The sequence below is a fragment of the Streptomyces sp. NPDC091282 genome, assembly GCF_044757385.1.
GTDB classification, from domain to species: Bacteria; Actinomycetota; Actinomycetes; order Streptomycetales; family Streptomycetaceae; genus Streptomyces; species Streptomyces gramineus.
Genome location: NZ_JBIVUX010000013.1, coordinates 62413 through 85146 on the forward strand (window position 1 = coordinate 62413; position 22734 = coordinate 85146).

Genomic DNA, 22734 nt, shown 5'->3' on the forward strand with positions numbered 1-22734 from the left:
GAGCCACGAGAACGGACAGGCGAGCCCGGGGCGAGCGGCCCCGCTCTCCGGACGGCGAGAGGATCCACGATGCGTTCCACCCAGGTGCTCGGCCGCCTCACGGCAGCGGCACCCCGTACGCCGCCGGCCCCGGTCGAACCCAGGAATCCGGACGGCACGGACGGCACGGACGACGCGGGCACCGTCGACGCCGACGTGCCGGGCGCCGTCGGCAGGGAGCTGCGGGACCTGCTCACCGGGCGCCTCGCGGACTGCCGTGCGCTCGACCCGGTGTTCGCCGACGACATCGCCGAGCGCGTCGCCCGCTTCGCCCGGCGCGGCGGCCGCCGGTTCCGTGCCCGGCTCGTGTGGTGGTCGCTGCGCGCCTGCGGCGGCGAGGACACCGTCCAGGTCCGCGCGGCGCTGCGTACGGCGGCCGCGCTCGAACTCATCCAGACCTGTGCTCTGGTCCACGACGACCTGATGGACGAGGCGTCCACCCGCCGCGGCGCACCGGCGCTGCACGCCGACGTGACCGCCCAGTACACCGGCACGACGCCACGGCCCGCGGCCCGGCGGCTCGGCGCGTCCGCCGCGCTGCTCGCCGGCGACCTGGCGCTCGCCTGGGCGGACGACGAACTCGGCCGGCTCGTGCTGGACCCGGAACTGCCCCGGGAGACCGCGCACCGTCTCGGGGAGGTCTGGCGCACCCTGCGCACCGAGATGGTCGCCGGGCAGTACCTCGACGTCCAGGGCCAGGCCACCTCCGCCCTGACCGTCGGACGCGCGCTGCGCGCCGCCTGCCTCAAGAGCGCCCTCTACACCGTGGAACGTCCGCTGGAACTCGGAGCGGTGCTGGCCGGCGCCGACACCGCCACCACCAGGACGCTGTGCCTCGCCGGACGCTCGGCCGGACTGGCCTTCCAGCTCAGGGACGATCTCGACGACGTCTTCGCCGACCCCGCCGCCACGGGCAAGCCGAGCGGCGGCGACGTGCGCGAGGGCAAACCCACCTACCTCCTGGCGGTGGCACGGGCACGAGCCGCCGCCTCCGGGGACCGGGCCGCGCTCGGTGTGCTCGAACACGCCGTCGGCCGGGCGGACCTGACGCCACGTGAACTGGGCGACGTCCGGGACGTGCTGGCGGCCACCGGCGCCCGAGACCTGGTGGAGACCAAGATCGGACGGCTGGCCCGGCAGTCGCTGCGCCATCTCGCCTCGGCCACCCTCGAACCGCGGCCGGCGGACCGGCTGGCCGCCCTGCTGGCCGAGATCACCGGCACCCCCCGGCCGGGCCCGCACCCCTCCCCCGCCACCTCGGCGGGATCGGAGGCGGCCAAGTGACCAGGACGGTGACGGGACCCACCGACCACGTCGTGGTCGTCGGCGCCGGACTGGCCGGCCTCTCGACCACCCTGCACCTGCTCGGCGCGGGCCGCCGGGTGACCGTCGTCGAACGCGACCCGCGGCCGGGCGGCCGGGCCGGACGCCTGGAACTCGGCGGCTACCTCATCGACACCGGCCCCACCGTGCTCACCATGCCGGACATCGCCGACGAGGCGTTCGCCGCCGTCGGCACCTCGCTGCGCGACCGCGTCGACCTCATCCCTCTCCATCCCGCCTACCGGGCCCGCTTCGCCGACGGCAGCACCCTCGACGTGCACACGGACGCGGCGGCCATGGAAGCGGAGATCGAACGGTTCGCCGGAGGCGCCGAAGCGGCCCGCTACCACCGGCTGCGGCACTGGCTGGGCGAGCTGTACCGCGCCGAGCGGGGGCGCTTCCTGGACGCCGACTTCGACTCCCCGTTCCAGCTCCTCACCCCCGACCTGCTGCGGCTCGCCGCTCTCGGCGGTTTCGGCCGCTGGGAGGCGCGCATCGCCCGCCACCTGCAGGACGAACGGCTGCGCCGCGTCTTCTCCTTCCAGGCCCTCTACGCCGGCGTCCCGCCGGAACGGGCCCTGGCCGCCTACGCCGTGATCGCGTTCATGGACACCATCGCCGGGGTGTACTTCCCGCGCGGCGGCATGTACGCGCTGCCCCGGGCGATGGCCGAAGCCGCCGCCGAGGCGGGCGCGGAGTTCCGGTACGGGCAGCGGGTGACCGGCCTCGAACGGACCGGCGACCGGATCTCGGCCGTCCGCACCGCCGATGACCGCATCCCGTGCGACGCCGTCGTCCTCACCCCCGACCTGCCGGTGACGTACCGTCTGCTGGGCCGCGCCCCGCGCCGCCCCTTGCGCCTGCGGCACGCCCCGTCCGCCGTCGTCCTGCACGCCGGCTGCGACCGCACCTGGCCCGAACTGGCCCACCACACGCTGTCCTTCGGGCACGCCTGGCGCGGCACGTTCCGTCAGCTCACCCGCACCGGCGAGCTGATGAGCGATCCCTCGCTCCTGATCACCCGGCCCACCGCGACGGACCCCGGCCTCGCCCCGCCCGGCCGCCACCTGCACTACGTCCTCGCTCCCTGTCCCAACACCGATATCGGCCCCGACGCCGTCGACTGGCCCGACCTGGCCCCCCGTTACCGTGACAGCCTGCTGCGCGAACTGGACCGCAGGGGCCTGACCGGCATCGCGTCGGCCATCGCCACCGAATGCCTGGTCACCCCGGCCGACTGGAGCGGGCTCGGACACGCGGCGGGAACGCCGTTCTCCGCCGCGCACACCTTCGGCCAGACCGGCCCGTTCCGCCCCCGCAACCTGGTGCGCGGCACCGCCAACGCGGTCCTGGCCGGGTGCGGCACCACCCCCGGCGTCGGCGTACCCCCCGTCCTGCTGTCGGGCAAGCTGGCGGCCTCCCGCATCACCGGGCCGCGCGCACGGCCCGCCGGCACCGTCAGCTCCACCCCCGAGACGCGAGGAGCCCGACGATGACGGCCCGCGAACTGGACGCCGCCGGCATCACGGAGCCGCGACTGCGTGACGCCTACACCCACTGCCGCCGGCTCAACGCACGCCATGGCCGCACCTACTTCCTCGCCACCCGGCTGCTCCCGCCCGAGCGGCGCCCCGCCGTGCACGCCCTGTACGGCTTCGCACGCCACGCGGACGACATCGTCGACGTCTGCGACGGCGACCTGCGCCGGCTCGCCGGCACCGGGACGCAACGGCGGGCCGCCGCCCTGGACCGGCTGGCCGACGACCTCGCCCTGGGCCTGGCCGGCGGCACCGGGGCCGCGCCGGTCACCCTCGCCCTCGCCGACACCAGTCGCCGGTACGGCATCGACCACCGTCACTTCACCGACTTCCTCGGGTCCATGCGCAGCGACCTGACCGTCACCGAGTACGCCGACTTCGCCGCCCTGCGCGCCTACATGCACGGCTCGGCGGCCGTGATCGGTCTCCAGATGCTCCCCGTGCTCGGCACCGTGGCCTCCCAGGAAGAGGCCGCACCGTACGCGGCCGAACTCGGCGTCGCCTTCCAGCTGACGAACTTCCTGCGGGACGTCGGGGAGGACCTCGACCGCGGGCGGATCTACGTCCCGCGGGACCTGCTAGCCGCGCACGGCGTCGACCGCGACCTGCTGCGCCACTGCCGGGACACCGGCGGCACCGACAGGCGCGTCGTCGCCGCGCTCCGCGCGTTCGAGGCCCTCACCCGTGCTGCCTACGATCGTGCGGCCCCCGGTATCCCCCTGCTCGACCCCGTCACCCGGCCCTGCATCCGTACGGCGTTCGTCCTCTACCGCGGCATCCTGGACGCCGTCGCCGCCGACGGCTGGGCGGTGCTGCACCGCCGCGCGGTCGTGTCCCGACGCCGTCGCGTCCTGACCGCCGCCGACGGTCTGCTCCGCGTCACCGCGGCGCGCCTCGCCGCCCGCCGTCGGCCGCCGGGCAGCCCCGGCGCCGCCGCTCCGTCGCCCGCCCGCGCCAAGGAGAGCCTGTGACACCCGCCGGACCGCCCAGGCGCGGCCGTCTGCCGCTGCGCCTGCGCCGCAGCCCCGTCGCCTGGGACCGCCAGCGCCCCACCTGGCGCGAGGCGCGTCCCGCGCTGATCGCCGACGCACTCAAGCGTGCGCAGGCCCGGCCGAGCGGCAACTGGTACGTCGTCGGCGCCTCCCGCGACCTGCGCGCCGACCGGCCCGTGGCCCGTACCGTCCAGGGACACGAGGTGGTGCTCTGGCGCGACCGGCGCGGCGCCCTGGTCGCCGGCCCCGGTGTCTGCCCCCACCTGGGCGCGCCGCTGCGCGACAGCCCGGTGCGCTGCGGCACGCTCGTGTGCCACTGGCACGGACTGGCCCTGGACGGCGCCCCGTTCGCCGGCTGGGAGCCCTGGCCCGCGTACGACGACGGAGTGCTGCTCTGGGTACGCCTGGACGAGGTCGGCGGCGAGGAACCCACCGACCTGCCGACGGTGCCGGTCCGCCCCGACCCCCGCCACGCGCTCGTCGCCGTCTACACGGGGAGCGGGCGCTGCGAACCGGAGGACGTGGTGGCCAACCGCCTCGACCCCTGGCACGGCGCCTGGTTCCACCCGTACTCCTTCGTCGACCTCACCGTCGTCGGCACGCCCCGCCCGCCCGACGGTCGGACGGGGGCGGACGCCTTCGTCGTCGACGTGTCCTTCAAGGTCGCCGGACGGCTCGTCGTGCCCGTGCGCGCCGAGTTCACCGCACCCGGACCGCGGACCGTCGTCATGCGGATCACCGACGGCGAGGGCGAGGGCTCCGTCGTGGAGACGCACGCGACGCCCTTGGGTAGCGACGCGACGGGCATCCCGCGCACCGCCGTGGTCGAGGCCGTCGTGGCCACCTCCGAACGCCCGGGGTTCGCCCTCACGCGCCGTGCCGGGCCCCTGCTGGCTCCGCTGGTCCGGCACGCCGCGGGACGCCTCTGGCGCGACGACCTGGCCTACGCCGAGCGTCGCTGGTCCCTGCGGTCCAGCGGTCGGTTCCCGGGCTGAGCCGACGTCGCACGGACCCTGGTGTGCACCCCACCGCACGACCACTCCGGTCTGGCGCCGCCTTCCGACGGGGATCAGCCGCGGGAGGGGCGCGGGAGGATCTGAGTGGCCGCGCTGAGCAGGGCGAGCGTGCCGCCGAGGGTGAACGCGGCCGAAGCGCCGTAGCCGTCGACGACCATGCCGCCGATCAGTGAACCGGCGGCCAGTGAGATCTGCAGCACGCTGACCAGGAGCGCCAGGCCGCTCTCGGGTGCGTCGGGAGTCGCGCGCAGGATCCACGTCTGCAGTGCCAGCGGTACCGCGCCGAAGGCCGCGCCCCAGAGGACGACGAGCACGACGACGGCGGCTGCGGCGCCCGTCAGGGTGTTGAGGAGGACGACCGTGGCGGCGACCAGGACGGCCGCGGTGACGTGGACCGCGCGCAGGCTGCGGCCGATGATCGCGCCGGCGGCGAAGTTGCCGGCCAGTCCCGCCACGCCGTACCCGAGGAGCACCAACGTCACCGCGGAGGAGCCGAAGTGCGCGCGGTCCTGAAGGTAGGGGGTGATGTAGGTGTAGGCGGCGAAGTGTCCGAGGAACATCAGCGCGGTGGCCAGCAGGGCAACGCGGGCGGCGGGAATCCGCAGGGACGACGTGAGCGTGGCCATGCGTACCGCGCCGGTGGGCGGCAGCGAGGGGAGTCGCAGTGCGAGGGCCACGAGGGCGAGCAGGGCGGCGCCCGCGGCGATCAGGAAGGCGGTCCGCCATCCGGCGAGGTGGCCCACGAGTGCGCCGAGCGGCAGGCTGACCACGGTGCCGGCGGAGATGCCGGCGGTGATCAGGGAGCTGGCGCGGTGGACCGCTTCGGCGGGCACCAGCCGGGCGGCGACGCCGGCACCCATCGCCCAGAATCCGCCGACGGCGATGCCGAGCAGGATTCTCGCCACCGCCATCACCGGCATGTCGGGGGCCAGTGCCGCCACGACGTTGGAGGCCGTGAAGGACACCGCGAGCGCGATCAGCACCTTGCGCCGGTCGAGTCTTCCCGAGGCGATGGTGAGCAGTGGCGCTGTGACGGCTGCCGTCAGGCCGGGTACGACGACGACCAGGCCCACGGTGCCGACGGAGACGTGGAGGCTGGATCCGATGACGGGCAGGAGCCCGATCGGCAGAAACTCCGAGAGCACCAGCACGAAGGACATCAGGGCGACCGAGGCGACGGCCGACCAGTCGCTCCGCGGCGAGGGCGTGGGGCGCCCTTCTGCTCGCGGCGGTTCCGGTCGGCCGACGACCGATGCCGTGCTGGAGTGGTCACTCATGCTGCTTGTCTCCTGGAAGGTTCGGGGGCCGAGGCCGGCCCGGGCCGCGTTGTCGCGCGGCGGCTGCGCCGCGGCGGGGGACGTGCGCGGCCAGGGGTCACAGCGGCGTGACCATGAGGACGAGATCCCGCGGCGAGGGCTCTGTCGGCCCTCGCCGCGGGACGGCGGATCACTCAGATCTGGTTCAGCCCGCCGTCGACGTACAGCTCGGCGCCGGTGACGAAGCTGCTCTGGTCGGAGGCGAGGAAGAGAGCGGCGGCGGCCGCTTCGGCGGGCTCGCCCATGCGGCCGAGGGGAACCTGCTGCGCGAAGTGGGCGCGGAGGGACTTGGCCCCTTCCTCGTCGGTCGCGAGGCCGGTGATTCCCGGGGTCTTGATCGGTCCGGGCACCAGGGTGTTGACACGGATACCGCGGCCGCGCAGTTCGTTGGCCCAGGTGCGGGAGAAGGAGCGGATCGCGGCCTTGGAGGCGGCGTAGACGCCGAACGCCTCTCCGCCGGTGGTGGCGGCGGTGGAACCGGTCAGGATGACCGAGGCGCCGTCGTTGAGGAGCGGGAGTGCCTTCTGGACGGTGAAGAGCGTCCCGCGGACGTTGATGTTGAACGTGTCGTCGAAGTGCTTCTCCGTCACCTCCTCCAGGGTGGCGAATTCCCCGCCGCCCGCGTTCGCGAAGAGCACGTCGATGCGGCGCCCCTGCTCGGCGATGACCGAGAAGAGCCGGTCTAGGTCGGCCGGGTTGGCTATGTCTCCGCGGACGGCGGTGACGTCGTGGCCGATCCCGGCGGCGGCCGCGTCCAGCGCGTCCTGGCGCCGGCCGGTGATGACCACGTGGGCGCCTTCGGCGGCGAACCGCTGCGCCGTGGCCAGTCCGATGCCGCTGTTCGCCCCGGTGACCAGGGCCACCTTGCCTGCGAGTACGTCCGTCATGATGCGCCTCTCCTCGATAGTTCTTGACTAGTTCGTCCATAACGCTAGCCGTTATGGACGAAGCGGTCAAGAAAGCGTAGGGTGATCTGCATGGCACGCCCTCGGAAGTTCGACGAACAGCAGGTGCTCGCGACCGCGCGGGAACAGTTCTGGGCGCGTGGATACGCCGCCACGCGCATGGACGACATCGCCGAGGCGACCGGCCTCGGCAAAGGCAGCCTGTACGGGGCGTTCGGCGGCAAGCAGGACCTCTTCCACCGCGTGTTCGACGACTACTGCACCTCGGTCGTGGACGCGACGGCCCAGCAGCTGCGCGGCGACGACGAGGACGCGTACACACGGCTGTCCGCCCACATCCACGCGGTGGCCGCCGCCTCCGCCGCGGACACCGCCCAGCGCGGATGCCTGCTGGCCAAAGGCACCGCCGAGCTCGCCGAACACGACAAGACCGTGGCCACGCGTGCCCACACAGCGATCGAAACGCTGCACGCCCTGCTGAAGGACGACATCGCCGCCTGCCAGCGCAACGGCGACCTCGACGCCGACGCGGACCCCGGACAGCTGGCCGCACTGGTGCTCGCCGTACTGCGCGGCATCGAGGCGCTGGCCAAGGCCGGAGCCGACGAGAAGACCCTGACGGACATCGCCCGCACCGCCCTCGCGGTCCTGCCACTCCCCGCGAACTGACGGCCCTGGCGGACCGTGCCCTCACGGTGCGGAAGCCGGCCACGGGGTGCCGGCTCTCGAAGGCACCGCGGGACGGTTCGTAGCGGCCGATGACCTCGACCGGACCGGGGGCGGGGGCCTGCCGCTGATCCTCGATGTTCCGGGTCGGTGAGGTTTTCCGCGCGTCACGTCCTGAGAATGGTGCAGGAGAGAGTTCCAGGAGGGACTGTGACGCGAGGAGACAGGGACCGGCCCGGTGCGGGTGCCGGCGACGCGGAGCGGGTGGCGGCGCTGCGCGAGACGGGGCTGTCGGCCGCCGCGGATGCGGGGATGGACCGGTTCGCACGGCTGGCGGCCGATCTCCTCCACGCGCCGGTGTCGCTGGTGTCGCTGGTCGACGCCGACCGGCAGTTCTTTCCCGGCATGACCGGGCTGGACGACCCGTGGGCGTCCGAGCGGCAGACACCGCTGACCCACTCGCTGTGCCAGCACGTGGTGGCGGACGGACAGCCCCTGGTGATCCGTGACGCGCGCGCCGATCCGCGGACCCGGCAGAGCCTGGCCATCCCGGACCTGGGAGTGATCGGGTACGCGGGGATGCCGCTGACCGACGCCGACGGGCACGTGCTCGGCTCGCTGTGCGCCATCGACACCCGGCCGCGGACCTGGAGCGAACACGACCTGAGCGTGCTGGAGGACCTGGCGGCCGCCTGCTCGGCGGAACTGCGGCTACGGGTGGCGTCCCGCCAGCGCGAACAGGCACGGGCCGACGCGGACGAGCTGGCCCGGCGGCTGCGCACGGCGCTGGAGCGCTCGCAACTCCTGCTGCGGGTCTCGGACGCGCTCGCCGGCACCACCAGTGTCGCCGAGGTCCGCCAGCAGGTACGCGACCTGGTCACCGGTGAACTCGAACCCGTCTACGTCGGCCTCGTCCTCGCCGACGGCCCCAGACTGCGCCGCCTGGTCGAAGCATCGGGCAGCGCGCCGATGGAATCGGAATACGAGTACTACCTGCTCACCGACGCCTGGCCGACCGCCCGCGCGGCACGGGAGAATCGCACCGTCATCGTGCACAGCACGGCCGAGCTGGTACGCGACTACGCCCCCGAGGCCGTCGCGGCGTTCACCAGCCTGGGCCTGGCCAGCGCGGTGTGCGTGCCCCTGCCGAGCAGCGCCCTGCCGCTGGGCACCCTCGTGCTGGGCTGGGACCACCACCACGAGATCGACATCCTGGAGCAGGCCGTGCTCGCCTCCCTGTCCGGGTACACCGCCCGCGCGGTCGAGCGGGCCCTCTTCGTCGACCAGCGGATCGACACCGCACGGCAGCTGCAGGAGGCGATGCTCACCGACCTGCCCGACGTTCCCGGACTCGAACTGGCCGCGCTGTACCGGCCGGCCGCGGCCACCGACCTGGTCGGCGGGGACTGGTACGACACCTACCTCCTGCCCAGCGCCACCGAGGGCGGCGAGGACTCCACCACCCCGGCCACCGTGGCGGTATCGGTCGGCGACATCACCGGCCACGACATGCACGCCGCCACGCTGATGGGCCAGGCCCGCAGCATGCTCCGTCAGGCGGACCTCGACCACCCCGGTCAGGGCCCCGCCAGCGCCGTGTCCGCCTTCGAACACGCCAACACCCGCCTCCACCTCGACGCCAGCGGGACCCTGGTCCACGCCCACCTGCGCCCCTGTCCCCCACCGAATCAGGGCACGTGGGAGCTGACCTGGACCAACGCCGGCCACCCGCCCCCGCTCGTCGCCGACCCCGACGGAGCCGTCAGCCAGCTGGAAGAACACGACGTCCTGATCCACCCCGGCCTCGACGCGCCGCCCCGCACGGCACACCGGCTGGCCCTGCCTCCCGGGAGCCTGCTCCTCCTCTACACCGACGGCCTCATCGAACAGGGCCGACACGACATCGAGCAGGCCATCGACGAGGTCATGAAGCAGCTCGCCGCCCTGCGCCACGGCTCGTTGTCCGCACTGCTCACCAGCATCGCCGACAACGTCGCCGGACCGGAAGCGGACGACGACATCGCCCTGCTGGCCCTGCGTGTGCCTTCCCCTCCGGCCACAAGCCGTTGAGCGTTCGTCGCTCGGGGAACGTGGACGGGAAGTGACGGCGGTTTTTCGGGGGCCGCGACAACCTCGACGGGGGGCCGCACGTCTCGTGGGTTGAACGGTGGTTTCCGGGACGGCGTTCACGGTCCTGGCGGACCGGTGCCGGCCCCGCCGTACCCCCTACCCGAACGGTTGATCCTGACGTGACTGAACTGCGCTCCCTCGGCTCGTCCGACCTCGCTGTCTCCCCGCTCTGCCTGGGCGGCAACGTCTTCGGCTGGACCGCCGACACAACCCGGTCGTTCGCGGTGCTCGACGCCTACCTGGCCGCGGGCGGCAACTTCATCGACACCGCCGACTCGTACATGAACTATTTCCCGGGCAACGAGCCGGGACAGTCCGAGAGCATCATCGGCGACTGGCTCGCCACCCGCCGCAACCGCGACGACGTGGTCGTCGCGACCAAGGTCGGTGACCACCCGGAGTTCATGGGCCTCGCACCCGCCACCATCAAGGCGGCTGCCGAAGAGTCACTGCGGCGCCTGCGTACCGACCACATCGATCTCTACTACACCCACTTCGACCGGGACGAGTCCATCCCCGTGGGGGAGATCATCACGGCTCTCGACGATCTCGTGAAGGCCGGCAAGGTGCGTGCCATCGCGGCCTCCAACATCAGCCCCGAACGGCTTTCGGCATCACTGGCCTTCTCCGAACGCGAAGGCCTGGCCCGCTACGTGGCTCTGCAGCCGCAGTACAACCTGGTCTCGCGCGACACCTACGAGGGTGCGCGCCGGGAGGTCGTGCGGCGCGAAGGTCTCGCCTGCGTCCCGTACTTCGCGCTCGCCTCCGGTTTCCTCACCGGCAAGTACCGTCCCGGGCAGAACGTCGAGAACGTACGCAACGTGCCCGGACTCGCCGGCGGTTACGCGGACACGGAACGCGGCGTGCGGGTGCTCGACGCACTGGAGCAGATCGCGGCGGCGCGCGAGGTGGAGATGGCCACGGTTGCGCTGGCGTGGCTCGCGCGGCAGCCGACCGTGACCGCGATGATCGCCTCTGCTCGCACCGCGGAGCAGCTTCCGGCGCTCTTCGCCGCGCAGGACCTGCATCTGTCGGACGCCGAGCTGCGGACCCTGACGACAGCGTCGTCCTGACCGCCAGGCCGGTACCGGTCCCGGGCGGCGGGAACGCCAACCCCCTCCCCCCGAACCGGCCTTGGTGGGCGTGGCCCGGAAACTCCCTGGACCGTCCGACCCGTCTCGGCCATGATCCTCGCGTGACCACCTACCTGGAGTCCGAGCGCCTGACCCTGCGCCCCTTCGTCGCCGCCGACGCGGACCTGCTGATCGAGCTGGACAGCGACCCGGCGGTGATGCGCTACCTCACCGGCGGCGCTCCGACCCCGCCGGAGGAGGTCCGCGATCTCGCCATCCCCAGCATCCTCGCCGGCTACGAGCGGTGGGATCACGACCTCGGCCTGTTCGCCGCGCACGAGAAGGACGGCGGCGCGTTCGTCGGCTGGTTCTGCCTGCGTCCGCTGCGCAGCGGCCCGCGCGAGGAGGCCGAGCTGGGCTACCGCCTGCGCCAGGCGGCCTGGGGACGGGGCTACGCCACGGAGGTCTCGCAGGCACTGCTGGCCAAGGGGTTCGCCGAGCTCGGCATCCGCATGGTCTGGGCCGAGACGATGACCATGAACCGCCCTTCGCGCAAGGTCATGGAGAAGCTCGGGATGACGCTCACGGAGAGCATCCCCACGCCGGACGACATGATCGCGGTCGAGGGCTCCGAACACGGCGGTGTGCGGTACGAGATCACGAAGGAGCAGTGGGAGCGGCGGCAGGCCTCGGCGGTGTGAGGCACGGAGCCCGCAGGTGTGAGCTCACCGGCCTGCGCGGCCCTGTCCCCTTTTGGTGCGCGAGGATCCCCCTGACGGCGTGTGTCCGTCCCGGCGCCGCCACGCATGGCCCGCGCGGCAGCGCGTGGCCGGTGGCGCCGGGACGGACATCACGGCCGGACCCGTCAGGTGCGCGGCTGCTCCGACAGCGCGCGGGTGAAGTGCGTGACGGGGCGTTCGATCCGTTCCCCGTCGAGCGTGATGTCGACGGCCTCGTTGTAGAAGGCGAGCAGTCCACGGACGGCGCCGACCGCGGGCAGCGGGTCCGGGTAGCTCCAGACCAGGTTGGGCGGGACGTCGGCGGTTCCGCGCCACGACCAGTACGAGGCGGTGCCCTTGTAGGGGCAGCCGGTGTGGTGGCCGGTGGCTTCGAGCAGGTCGAGGCGGACGTCCTCGCGCGGGACGTAGTAGCGGGTGGGCAGGCCGGTCTCGAACAGCAGCACCGGCCGGTGGGTGTCGGCGACGACCGTGCCGTCGATCTCGACGACCAGGTGGCGGCTGCTGGGGATGGCGTCCACCCGCTTGTGGGGGTCACGGGGGTGGACGAAGATCTCTTCCTCCTCCTCGTACCAGTGGTCCAGGCCGCGTCCGACCCGCCGGAACCACTCGAAGGCGATGTGACCGGCCAGGTCCTCGGCCGGGAAGGTCCAGGCCGCGTTCTCCACCAGTTCGCCGTCGGCGTCGAGGTCGTAGAAGATCCGCGAGCCGGTGTGCGTGCCCGTCGGTGGGTTCTTGGCCGGCCGGAGCAGGTCCTCGCGCACCTCCGCGCGCGGGAACGCGTACAGCGGGACGGGGACGCCCGGCTCCCAGACGAGGACGGGGTGACGGCTGTCGACGACCGTCACCTCGCCCTTGCGGCCGCGCACCCAGCGCTCGCTGGGCTCCCACAGGAGCCCCTCGGCAGTGGTACGGACGGCTTGGGCGGTGGGGAACGTGGTCATGACCGGCTCTCCTTCGGCTCGCTCAAGAGATGACTTCGGCGACGTAGGGGCGGCTCTCCCGCCAGGCGGCGAGCTGCTCCGGGCGGCCAAAGACCCGCAGGTACTCTTCCACGTTGCCGTTCGCGCGCTCCCACACCGACACGGGCTCGAAGTCGGAGCCGTCCGGGTCGGCGAAGGCCGGCAGCGGCGCCACGACCGTGTCCAGGCCCGGGTGCACGAACACGGCGGAGGAACGGCGGGTCACCGAGCCACCGGCCACCACGCGGTGGCGTCCGGGTCGCAGCCTGCCGTCCGTCCAGTTGGTCAGCAGGGTGCCGGTGAACACCTGGAGGGCGTCGGGCCGGATCGGGACCGGGGTCCAGGTGCCGTCGGGGCGCTGGCCCTGGAGTCCGGCGTAGTCGCCCTCCTGGTGCAGCACGGTGACCGTGGAGCTGTCGGCGTGTTCGAGCAGGAGCAGCTTCTCCTCGTCGGACGCGCTGTCGTAGGGCCACTTGGGGTAGTTGTTGACGACGACCGTCGTGTGGACGTCGTCGCCGAGCGAGAAGGTGTCCGCGGGCACGTCGAGCACGCGCGCGTACAGGGTGAGGACGCGGCGGGCGACGTCCACGAACGCGTCCCGGTAGCGGTGGGTCGCCTCCCGCAGGCCGGGCTCCTGCGGCGGCCACACGTTGACGTGCTGGTAGAGGGTGGCGTGTTCCGGGGAGAGGCCGGCGGCCTCGGCTTCCCGCGCGTCGTCGTACTGGGCGATGTTGAACCGTTCGAGTTCCAGGCGGCCGAAGTCGTCGGGCCACTGGCGCCAGCCCCGGTTGGGGTGTCCGGTGGGGCTGGCCAGCTGTTCCTTCTCGGCGCGGGGCAGGTCCAGGACGCGGCGGAAGCCGTCGTTGAAACCGGCGATCACCTCGGTGGGCACGCCGTGGTTGACCACCTGGATGATGCCGAGGGTCTCGGCGGCGTGGCGCACGGTGGCGAGCAGTTCCTCGGGGGCGTCGTCGGCGAGGGCGGCGGCGAGGTCGATGGTGGGGATGTCGTCCGGCATGGCGGGACTCCTGTGGTCGTGGGTTCGGGGGTTCAGTGGGTCAGGGGGCACAGGATGTCCGCGAGCGCCCCTGGTCCGGGGTGGACGGTGACGAGGTCGCCGTCGGGTACCTGGGTGCGGAACCGGTCGAGGGAGGCCGCGTCCAGCGGGCCGTCCTCGGTGCGGACGAGCAACGGGGCGGGGACGGCGGCGAGTTGTTCCCAGAGCGTCTCGTCGTCGAGTGCGGTGGGCGCGTCGGGCGGCAGGCTGCCGAGGTGGTGGCGCCAGGACCAGGTGCCGTCCTCGGCCCGCTCGGCCTCCAGCCGGGCCGTGCGGGCCGCGTCGGCGGCGCCGTGCTCCGTCAGCCAGGCCGCGGCCTCCTCGCGGGTGGCGAACTCGGGGCTGGGCGTGGGCCACAGCCGCAGGCCCGGGGAGAGCGTGCCGGGCAGCGCGTCGACGAGGACGAGCCGTCCGGCGCTGTGCGGGAACTTCGCCTTGAGGGCGATCGCGGCCAGGCCGCCGAAGCCCCACCCGACGAGGGGCGCGTCCGTCGGCGCGAAGGACCGGGCCGCCTCCTCCAGCGTGGCGGCCAGCCGGCGGGGCCGGTAGTCGCCCCGGACGCGCCTGCTGGAGCGGCCGTGGCCGGGCAGGTCCAGGGCGACGGCGGGCCGGTCCAGGGCGAGCAGGACGTCGTCCCAGGCGCGGGCGCTGGCACCGGCGTCGTGGAGCAGGACCAGGGCGGGCTTGTGCGGGTGCCAGAAGACGCCGCCGACGTGGCCGCCGGTGACCACGGTCATCCAACGGCGTTGTATGACGGGGGCGTTGGGCAGGTCGGCGAACTCGTCGGCGGCGGTGCCGGTGTCGGTGCCGGTGGTCATGGGGGCTCCCAGGGCGGAGAAGGGTCACAGGGGGTCGGCCGCGCCGAGCGCGGCGGTGGCGGGGATGGCGGTGGGCAGGTCGGACGGGTCGAGGTGGCAGCGCACGACGTGGCCGGCGCCGAGGTTTCGCTCCGGTGGCGCCAGGTCCGCGCACAGGCCGTCGATCCGGCGGGTGCAGCGGTCGGCGAAGCGGCAGCCGTCCGGTCGCGCCGGAGCGGTGTCCGCCGCGTCGGGCGTGCCGGTGAGGACCGGACGCGCGGCGGCCTCGACCAGCAGGGCCGTGTAGGGGTGCGAAGGGCCGCCCAGCACGTCGGCGGCGGGTCCCTCCTCGACGATCACGCCCCGGTACATGACGGCGATCCGGTCGGCGAGGTAGCCGACGACCGCGAGGTCGTGGGAGATGAACAGGTACGACGTGCCGGTACGGTCCCGCTGCCCGGCCAGCACCTCCAGCACCGCCGCCTGCACGCTGACGTCCAGCGCGGACACCGGCTCGTCGCAGATGACCAGGTCGGGGCGGCCCGCGAAGCCGCGGGCGATCGACACGCGCTGCTTCTGTCCGCCGGACAGCCGGTCCGGCCGGCGGTCCAGGAGGTCGGTGTCGAGACGGACGCGGTCCAGGAGGGCGGCCAGCGAGGTGGCCGCGGGCTCGGCGAGGGTGGCGAGCGCTCTGCGCAGGATCGTGCGGACGGTGTGGCTGGGGTTGAGGGAGGCGTCCGGGTTCTGGAAGACCATCTGGATGCGCGGGCGTTGAGTGGGATCTCGGCGGGCGAGGCGGGCGGGCAGCGGGGTGTCTCGTAGCCGCAGGGAGCCCTCGCCGTCGGCGGCCAGGCCCGCGACGGCACGGGCGAGGGTGGTCTTGCCGCTGCCCGACTCGCCGACCAGGCCGAGGACTTCGCCCTGCCGGACGGTCAGGTCCACGTGGTCGACGGCGACGGTGCTTCCGAACGTGCGGACCAGTCCGCGCACTTCGACGAGGGCGGTGGCCTCCCGCGGTCTTCCGGGCGGCTCGGGCAGCGCCGTCGCGAGGACCGGGACGGTGGCTCGCCCCGGGTGCAGGCAGCGCACCGTCCGGCCCGGCACGGCCGCCGCGTCCAGCGGGGGTTCGGCCGTCCGGCAGGCGTCCTCGGCCAGCGCGCAGCGCGGCGCGAAGGCGCAGCCGGTGGTGGTCTCGCCGGGCAGCGGCAGCCGGCCCGGCAGGGGCAGCAGCGGACGTTCGCGCCGGGTGACCCCGAGGACGGGGACGGCCGCCAGCAGACCGGCGGTGTAGGGGTGGGCGGGGGCGGCCAGGACCTCGCCGACCCGTCCGGTCTCGACCAGGCGTCCCGCGTACAGCACGCCGACCCGGTCGCACATCCGGCCGATCAGGCCGAGGTCGTGGCTGACGAAGACCACCGCGGCGTTCAGGCGGCTGCGCAACTCCTGCAGCAGACCGAGCACTTCGTGCTCCACGGAGGCGTCGAGGCCGGTCGTCGGCTCGTCCAGGATCAGCAGGCGCGGCTGTACGGCGAGGGCGGCGGCGATCACGACACGCTGCTGCTGGCCCCCGGACAACTGGTGCGGATAGCGGTGCACGAGCCGCTCCGGGTCCGGCAGCCGGACCGTGCGCAGGAGGTCGACGGCGCGTCGCGCGCGCTCCCGGCGTGTCAGGCCCCGGCCGCGCAGCACCTCGGCCAGTTGCCGGCCGATCCGCATGGTCGGGTCCAGGGAGCCCGCCGCGTCCTGGTGCACGAAGGCGAGCCGGGCGGCCCGCCACTCCCGCAACCGCCGCCCGCGCAGCGCCAGGACGTCGGTGCCGTCCAGCCGTACGCTGCCGCCGAGCACCCGTCCGCCGGGCGCGAAGTGGCGGGCCAGGGCGTAGGCAAGCGTCGACTTGCCGCAGCCCGACTCGCCGACCAGGCCGAAGATCTCGCCGGGGGCGACGGTGAACGACACGTCGTGCAGGACCTGGTCGGCATCGTACGCGGTGCTCAACCCCTCGACGAGAAGCCCCTGTTCGTCCGTGTTCACGCGGCCGCACCTCCCGCCGCCCGCCGTGAGGTGTCGGCGACCAGGGCGACCCCGACCACCAGGGAGACGATCGCCAGGGCGGGGGCGAGGACCGTCCACGGCGCGTTGTCGAGCCACACCCTGTTGTCGGCGACGGCGGCGCCCCACTCCGGTGAGCCGGGCGGCTGGCCGAGGCCGAGGAAGGAGAGGGTGGCGGCGGCGAACACCGCGTCGCCGAGCCGGGAGGTGGCCTCGACGTACACGGTGGAGCGGACGTTGGGCAGGATCTCGCGGCCCAGCAGCGACCACAGGGGCTCGCCGCGGAGCCGGGCGGCCTCGACGTACGGCTTGCCGCGCTCCACGAGGGTCGCCGCCCGCACGCTGCGCGCGACGAGGGTGGTGAGAGCGGTCGCGACGACGAGGACGAGCACCGTCGTGGACCGGCCGAGGAAGGCCACGAACAGCACCGCGGCGATGACGGCGGGGAAGACCACGACGGCGTCCACGATCCGCATCACCACGTCGTCCAGCCAACCGCCCACCCCGCCGGTGACCAGTCCGATCACGGTTCCGGCGAGGACGGCCAGCGCGGTCGCCGCCGGTGCCACCGCCAGCACGGGGCGCGCCCCCGCGAGGGTGCGGGAGAACACGTCGCGACCGAACTGGTCGGTGCCCAGCCAGTGTTCGGCGCCCGGCGGCAGGAACCGGTCCTGCGGGCGCTGCGTGTCCGGCGCGTAGGGCACCAGGTGCGGCCAGAACAGGGCGACCGCCGCCCACAGGGTGATCACCGCGGCTCCCACGGCGGAGGCCACGGGCAGGTTTCCTGGCGGCCGCAGGGCCGTTGCCACGGTGCTCACGCCACGCCTCCGAGCCGTATCCGGGGGTCCAGCAGTCGGTGCACGAGGTCGCCGAGCAGCACGACCAGCATGTAGAGCGCGCCCAGCACGAGGGCGCTCGCCTGGAGCGTCGGCAGGTCCTTGTCCTGCGCGGACTGGAGCAACAGGGCGCCCGCGCCGGGGTAGTTGAAGAGCAGTTCGACCACGACGATGCCGCCGAGCAGGTACTGCAGCTGGATGCCGAGGGCGCTGGTGGCGGGCACGGTGGCGTTGCGCAGCACGTGCCGCAGCACGATCCGCGCCTCGCCGGTGCCGCGCAGCCGGGCCGCCCGGACGTACGGGCCCTCGACGACGGCGACGGTGCTGGCGCGTACGTGCCGGGCGACGTAGCCGGTGCAGACCAGGACCAGGGAGACCGCGGGCAGCAGCAGGTGCCACAGGGTCTGGCCGAGGCCGTCGGCGCCGGTCCGGGTCTGCGCGGACGCGGGCAGCCAGCGCAGTTCCACGGAGAACACCACCAGCAGGACGACCCCGGTCACGAACTCCGGTGTGGCGCCGAGCGCCAGGGTCGTGGAGGTGATCGCCCGGTCGAGGACCCGCCCGTGGTACAGCCCCGCGATCACGCCGAGGGTGAGGGAGACCGGGACCAGCAGGACGAACGCGAAAACCGCGAGGAACAGCGAGTGTCCGAGCCGTTCCAGGAGCAGCCCGCGCACCGGCACGTGCAGCGTGTACGACGTCCCCCAGTCGCCGGTGGCGAAGTGCCCGAGCCAGCTGGCGTACTGCACCACCAGCGGCCGGTCCAGGCCGAGTTCGTGGTTGAGGGCGCGCACCGATCCGTCCGTGGCCTCCCGGCCCAGGACCGTCCGGGCCACGTCGCCGGGCAGCACCTGGGTGGCGAGGAAGACCAGCAGGGAGACCGCCAGCAGGGTCAGGGGGACGGCCGCGAGGCGGCGCAGCAGGAAACGGGTCATCCGTCAGACCCGGGAGACGGTGGTGAAGTCGACGTATTGGCTGGGGTGCGCCTGGACGCCTCGGAACCTGCCGCTGTCGTAGGCACGGGCCGCGCCGCCCCAGAACGCGACGACGATCGGCACGTCCTCGTGCAGGGCTCGGGCGATGATCTCGGCCTGCTTGCGGCGCTCGGCGTCGCTCGTCGCCGCGTCGTAGGCCTCGGCCGCCGTGTCGAGGGCCTTGTCGGAGTACTGGGAGCCGTTCCAGACACCGCCGGTCTTCACCATGGGGATGATGAACTGGCTGGGCACGGCGCGGCCCGCCCAGCCGACCAGGTTGGCGGTGGTGAACAGCCAGGGGGTGTCCTTGGTCTGGTCGCCGCCGTAGAACTCCTTGGAGGAGCGCTGGTCGAGGTCGACGGTGATGCCGGCCTCCTTCAACTGGCTCTGCACGGTGACCGCGTAGTCCTTGTTGGGCGGGTCGAAGGTGAGGGTGAAGCGCAGGCTCTTCAGGCCGGCCGCCTTGAGGAGTTCGGTGACCTTGGCCTTGTTCCGGGCGCGCTGGGCGATGTCGGTGGGGGCGGCGGGGAACAGCGGTGCGAACAGGTGGTCGTTGCCGAGGTCGCCGAGTCCGCTGCCGGCGGCCTGGCGCACGGCGGGCCGGTCGAGGGCGTAGGCGACGGCCTGGCGGACCTCCTTGCGGTCGAAGGGCGCCTTGTCCACGCGGAGGGTGAGCACGGTCACGCCGGTGCCCCTGACCTTGTCGACGGCAATGCCCCCGCTGCCCGCGAGGGGTTCGACGAGGGCGGGCCTGCTGAGGAACTGGGCGTCGATGTCGCCGGACTGGAGGGCGACGAGGTCGGCCTGGTCGTCGGCGTAGAACTTGACGTCCACGCCGTCGAGATAGGGCTTGGGGCTGTCCCAGTAGGCCGGGTTGCGGACGAGGACCGCGCCTGTGGAGACGTCGTAGGACTTCAGGGTGAAGGGGCCGGTGCCGACGCCGTGCCGGGTGAAGTCCCCGGCGTAGTCCTTCTTCAGGATCACCGCGTTGTAGTTGCCGGCGGAGACGAGGTAGGGGAAGTCGGAGAAGGGCCGTTCCAGGGTGAAGACGACCGTCGAGTCGCCCCGGGCGCGTACGCCGCCCGCCTTGAGGACGGTGTCGAAGGCGGACAGGGCCGCCGACTTGCTCTTCGGGTCGAGCAGCCGGTCGAACGACGCCTGCACGGTGGCGGCGTCGAGTTTCGTGCCGTCGGAGAAGGTGACGCCCTCGCGCAGGGTGAAGGTCCACCGGCGTCCGGTCGCGTCCGAGGTCCACCTGGTGGCCAGCCGCGGCACCAGCTTGAAGTCCTTGTCGAGCCAGATCAGGTACTCGGCGACCAGTTGGTAGAGCGCGATGGCCGTGCCGTCGTACGCGGTGACCGGGTCGACGGCGGTGGGCGGCGGCGGGGTGCCCACGCTGAGCGTGCCGCCGCGCCTGGCCGGGCCGGTGGCGGCGGCCGTCGCTCCGGCGGGCGAGTCGTCGGTGGCGCCCGGGGCGCAGGCCGCGAGCAGGGCGGCCAGGGCGCCGCCGCCGGCCACGGTGAGGAAGCCGCGGCGGGAGGGTCCGGCGGGCAGGACGTCCTGCCCGTGCTGGGGCAGCGCGCCGTCATCGGATGCAGGCATGGGTTCTCCAGGGAATGACCGACGGCACGGCACAACCGTGGGGAGCTGTACGCGGACGTGGGCGGAGCAGGGGGTGCCGGGGCGAGGTGCGAGGTGACGGGGTGTGCCGTCGCGGGAGCGGCGCGGTGCGCGCGGCCGGACGGGTCAGTGCTGCGTACAGGCGCACGTGGCGACGCGCGCGAGATCCACGTGGATCCTCCGGGTCAGCAACGTGTCAGCGGTCACGAGTCATTGATAACAGCGCGGATCGGCGCCGGACAATGCGGGACTTGTTTCAGAATCGAGAAACTCGCCCGCAAAACTGCGCTCGTAGACTTCCGGCATGACCAACTCCACGCGCCCTACGGCCGGCTGTCGCCGCCCCGGTTCCGACGACCACCGGCCGTCCCCGAGGCACGACTCAGGAGTTGCTCCCGATGCAGTCACCCGCGCACATCCGACGCGACGGCCGGCCGGGCTCTGACCTCGGGAGCCGCATCCCCTTATCCCGCTCCCCCGCCCATTCCTCGATCGACGACCTGCTGGCGCGGGCCCGCGTCCGCCTCGACCGGCTCACCCCCGAGGAGGCGGCCGGTGAACTCGCCGCCGGGGCCCTGCTGGTGGACGTCCGCGCGGATCTGGTGCGGCGGGCGGAGGGCGAGATACCGGGCTCCCTCGTCATGGACCGCAACGTGCTGGAATGGCGGCTCGACCCGTGCAGCGCGTGGCGCATCGAGGAGGCCGCCGACCACTCCCTGCGCGCGGTCATCATGTGCTCCCAGGGCTACATGTCGAGCATGGCCGCGGCGGGACTGCACGACCTCGGCCTGGTGCGGGCCACCGACATCGTCGGCGGCTACGAGGCGTGGCGCGACGCCGGACTGCCGGTGGTGCCCGGCGGCACGATGCCCGGCTCGTACGTGGCGTCCACGCCGTCCCCGATCAGCCTGGACCCGGGCGGTCAGCGCATGCTGGTGGACGGTGCTCCGATCGCCCTCACCCCGCTGGAGTTCCGGCTGCTGACGGCCCTGCTGCGCGGCAACGGCCGGGTCATCACCCGGGAGGACCTGCGCTCGGGGCTGGGCGAATGGGCGGGCAGCCGCAGCCGCTCCGTCGATCTCCACGTCCACCGGATCCGGCGCAAGCTGGGCCCGCGCGCGGCGGCCCTGCTGACCACGGAACGGGGCGTCGGTTTCCGCCTGCGCGCGGCCCCGCAACGGGCCGATCCCGCATGACCCGGCCGAGACGATCGGCTGAACGGCTTCGGCTTCCTCTGAGATGAACGGCCACCCGTCGCCCTCCCCTGGATCAGTGCGCAATGAGGCCCTACCTCGCCGGGCATGGATCGCAGGCGCCGGATCCAGTGTTGCCGTTGGCGAGGCCGCACTCGAGAGGCCTCTAGTCGCGCATCCCGAAGAGGAAACGGGTCGCCCGCGTGCGGCGAACCAGCAGTTCGTAAGCGGTGAGAGTGAGCGTGAAGGCGATCACCACGAGTACGACGTACTCCACCACGATGGGAGCAGACCAGCCGGTCACGAAGTAGGCGACGGCAACCACGATCGGCTGATGCAGGATGTACAGCGGCAGCACGGCTGCGGCCAGATAGGCGTAGAGACGCCGACGCGTCGTCGGAGTCTGGTCCGGCACCTCAGGCGGTGGCTTCAGCCGCCGACGGTCGAGGAGGCCCGGGATGGCGACCACCAGGCACCAGCCGGCCGCACCGAACAGCGCGCGCGAGGAGACGGCCAGGGCGGTCGTCTCCGTGAAGGGCGCGTCGGCCAGGGCGAAGCCGGGACCCGCCGCCGCGAACAACAGGGCACCGAGCCAGGCCGCCCGCCCGGCGTCGCGCCGCATCACGGTGCGGAAGCGGTCGTCGGTGGCGAGCGCGAAGCCCGCGACGAAGAACAGTAGGTACGACCAGCGGTGCCAGCCCGCGTAGTCCTCCTCCATCCCCGCGAAGGCGCAGATCGCCGCGAAGGCGAGGGCCGGCAGGAACACAAGGCCTCGCCGACGCAGAGTCGCCGCTGCCAATCGGTCGCCGATACGGCGGACCCGCTCGCGCGGCAACCCGCGGTGCAACGGCACCAGCATGAGGGAGAACGCCAGAAGGAGCACGACGAACCACAGATGACCGGTCTCGAAGTGCTCGCCCTGCACGACGAAGGGGAACTCTTGGGGCTCCAGGTGGACGTCGTAGAAGCGGGGCAGGAAGCCGAGGTACGACTCGTGGTAGCCGGCGTCGGCCGAGCGCAGCCGGAGCCACTGCGGCAGCGGGTTCAGCGCGAGGGTCGCGAAGACCAGCGGAACGCCGAGCCGCAGCAGCCGCTCGCCCGCGAAGCCCCACGGGCCACGGCGCCGGAGCGAGTGCCAGGCACCCAGGCCGGAGATGAGGAACAGCAGCGGCATGGCCCAGACGACGCCGAACCCGGCGATGATCATGATGGCTTCGGTGGTCTCGGCGTTCTTGACGTAGAAATCGTCGCCGGCAGCGAAAACGAGCGCCGAGTGGAAGAAGACCAGCCCGATCACGACCAGCATCCGGACCGCGTCCAGCTCCGGCCGCCGTTCCGGTAGCGGTGCCTGTGTCGGTGCGGCGTGCGTCGCCATGTCTGTGCCCCCCCATCGCCGGTACGTCACCAGTGTTGGGAAGGTGGCCACCGCACGCCACAGGTCGGGAGGACCGTATTCGCGGCCCCGTCAGCGGGCGAACCGGTCGATCCGGACCCTGAACTCGGCAACCGAC

The 22734-nt window shown here is 73.2% G+C and carries 20 protein-coding genes; 9 read left to right on the plus strand and 11 right to left on the minus strand.

The genetic code is table 11. The annotated features are described in order from the left end of the window. Positions 1-69: 69 nt before the first annotated feature. The 4 genes from ACIQOE_RS38920 to ACIQOE_RS38935 are packed head-to-tail and all read left to right on the plus strand — an operon-like array spanning position 70 to position 4887. Positions 70-1323: a polyprenyl synthetase family protein gene (locus ACIQOE_RS38920; protein ID WP_401416783.1), complete on the plus strand. Its 1254-nt coding sequence runs from the start codon at positions 70-72 to the stop codon at positions 1321-1323. Next, a complete protein-coding gene (gene crtI / locus ACIQOE_RS38925) occupies positions 1320-2858 on the plus strand; it encodes a phytoene desaturase family protein (protein WP_401416785.1) in 1539 nt (512 codons plus the stop codon). Before ACIQOE_RS38920 ends, crtI begins: the two co-directional genes overlap by 4 nt. Beyond that, positions 2855-3871 (plus strand): phytoene/squalene synthase family protein, encoded by a 1017-nt coding sequence (locus tag ACIQOE_RS38930; protein WP_401416787.1) that lies wholly within the window; start codon positions 2855-2857, stop codon positions 3869-3871. Before crtI ends, ACIQOE_RS38930 begins: the two co-directional genes overlap by 4 nt. Then, on the plus strand, positions 3868-4887 hold the full coding sequence (locus ACIQOE_RS38935; RefSeq protein WP_401416788.1) for a DUF5914 domain-containing protein: 1020 nt from the start codon (positions 3868-3870) through the stop codon (positions 4885-4887). The genes ACIQOE_RS38930 and ACIQOE_RS38935 overlap by 4 nt, the downstream gene beginning before the upstream one ends. 74 nt (positions 4888-4961) lie before the next feature. On the opposite strand, the gene ACIQOE_RS38940 is transcribed toward ACIQOE_RS38935, so the two are convergent. Beyond that, positions 4962-6185, minus strand: coding sequence for an MFS transporter (locus ACIQOE_RS38940; RefSeq protein WP_401416790.1), 1224 nt, complete (start codon positions 6183-6185; stop codon positions 4962-4964). Between the two features lie 173 nt (positions 6186-6358). After that, complete coding sequence (locus ACIQOE_RS38945) at positions 6359-7111, minus strand: SDR family oxidoreductase (RefSeq protein ID WP_351327083.1); 753 nt, start codon at positions 7109-7111, stop codon at positions 6359-6361. A 90-nt stretch (positions 7112-7201) separates the two neighbouring features. Here ACIQOE_RS38945 and ACIQOE_RS38950 point away from each other — a divergent pair, with 90 nt between their 5' ends. The 4 genes from ACIQOE_RS38950 to ACIQOE_RS38965 all read left to right on the plus strand — a co-directional run bounded on the left by ACIQOE_RS38950 (position 7202) and on the right by ACIQOE_RS38965 (position 11699). Continuing rightward, complete coding sequence (locus ACIQOE_RS38950) at positions 7202-7798, plus strand: TetR/AcrR family transcriptional regulator (protein WP_401416791.1); 597 nt, start codon at positions 7202-7204, stop codon at positions 7796-7798. A gap of 207 nt (positions 7799-8005) precedes the next feature. Beyond that, complete coding sequence (locus ACIQOE_RS38955; RefSeq protein WP_401416792.1) at positions 8006-9865, plus strand: GAF domain-containing SpoIIE family protein phosphatase; 1860 nt, start codon at positions 8006-8008, stop codon at positions 9863-9865. Between the two features lie 179 nt (positions 9866-10044). Beyond that, positions 10045-10998, plus strand: coding sequence for an aldo/keto reductase (locus ACIQOE_RS38960; protein WP_399008722.1), 954 nt, complete (start codon positions 10045-10047; stop codon positions 10996-10998). 122 nt (positions 10999-11120) lie between these two features. Continuing rightward, entirely contained in the window at positions 11121-11699 is a 579-nt protein-coding gene (locus ACIQOE_RS38965) for a GNAT family N-acetyltransferase (protein WP_401416793.1), read from the plus strand. A 164-nt stretch (positions 11700-11863) separates the two neighbouring features. Here the strand turns inward: ACIQOE_RS38965 and ACIQOE_RS38970 are convergent, their stop codons facing one another. The 8 genes from ACIQOE_RS38970 to ACIQOE_RS39005 form a co-directional block, all read right to left on the minus strand. Beyond that, positions 11864-12679 carry a DUF427 domain-containing protein gene (locus ACIQOE_RS38970; protein ID WP_401416795.1) on the minus strand — a complete coding sequence of 272 codons (816 nt, stop codon included), beginning with the start codon at positions 12677-12679 and terminating at the stop codon, positions 11864-11866. 22 nt (positions 12680-12701) lie between these two features. Next, entirely contained in the window at positions 12702-13715 is a 1014-nt protein-coding gene (locus ACIQOE_RS38975) for a 2-oxoglutarate and iron-dependent oxygenase domain-containing protein (protein WP_365573198.1), read from the minus strand. Between the two features lie 32 nt (positions 13716-13747). Next, on the minus strand, positions 13748-14572 hold the full coding sequence (locus tag ACIQOE_RS38980) for an alpha/beta fold hydrolase (RefSeq protein WP_401416796.1): 825 nt from the start codon (positions 14570-14572) through the stop codon (positions 13748-13750). Between the two features lie 24 nt (positions 14573-14596). Further along, positions 14597-16582 carry a dipeptide ABC transporter ATP-binding protein gene (locus ACIQOE_RS38985; protein WP_401416797.1) on the minus strand — a complete coding sequence of 662 codons (1986 nt, stop codon included), beginning with the start codon at positions 16580-16582 and terminating at the stop codon, positions 14597-14599. Then, positions 16579-17418, minus strand: coding sequence for an ABC transporter permease (locus ACIQOE_RS38990; RefSeq protein ID WP_365555747.1), 840 nt, complete (start codon positions 17416-17418; stop codon positions 16579-16581). Before ACIQOE_RS38990 ends, ACIQOE_RS38985 begins: the two co-directional genes overlap by 4 nt. Next, on the minus strand, positions 17415-18371 hold the full coding sequence (locus ACIQOE_RS38995; protein WP_401416798.1) for an ABC transporter permease: 957 nt from the start codon (positions 18369-18371) through the stop codon (positions 17415-17417). Before ACIQOE_RS38995 ends, ACIQOE_RS38990 begins: the two co-directional genes overlap by 4 nt. A gap of 3 nt (positions 18372-18374) precedes the next feature. Next, a complete protein-coding gene (locus ACIQOE_RS39000; protein WP_401416799.1) occupies positions 18375-20012 on the minus strand; it encodes an ABC transporter substrate-binding protein in 1638 nt (545 codons plus the stop codon). A 144-nt stretch (positions 20013-20156) separates the two neighbouring features. Beyond that, the gene (locus ACIQOE_RS39005) at positions 20157-20237 is read right to left on the minus strand and encodes a putative leader peptide (protein ID WP_365556269.1); all 81 of its coding nucleotides are present in this window, start codon (positions 20235-20237) and stop codon (positions 20157-20159) included. A 191-nt stretch (positions 20238-20428) separates the two neighbouring features. Between ACIQOE_RS39005 and ACIQOE_RS39010 the strand changes: the two genes are divergently transcribed. Continuing rightward, positions 20429-21226, plus strand: coding sequence for a winged helix-turn-helix domain-containing protein (locus ACIQOE_RS39010; RefSeq protein WP_401416801.1), 798 nt, complete (start codon positions 20429-20431; stop codon positions 21224-21226). A gap of 163 nt (positions 21227-21389) precedes the next feature. Here ACIQOE_RS39010 and ACIQOE_RS39015 read toward each other — a convergent pair whose 3' ends face one another. After that, positions 21390-22598 carry an acyltransferase gene (locus ACIQOE_RS39015; RefSeq protein WP_401416802.1) on the minus strand — a complete coding sequence of 403 codons (1209 nt, stop codon included), beginning with the start codon at positions 22596-22598 and terminating at the stop codon, positions 21390-21392. Between the last annotated feature and the right edge of the window lie 136 nt (positions 22599-22734).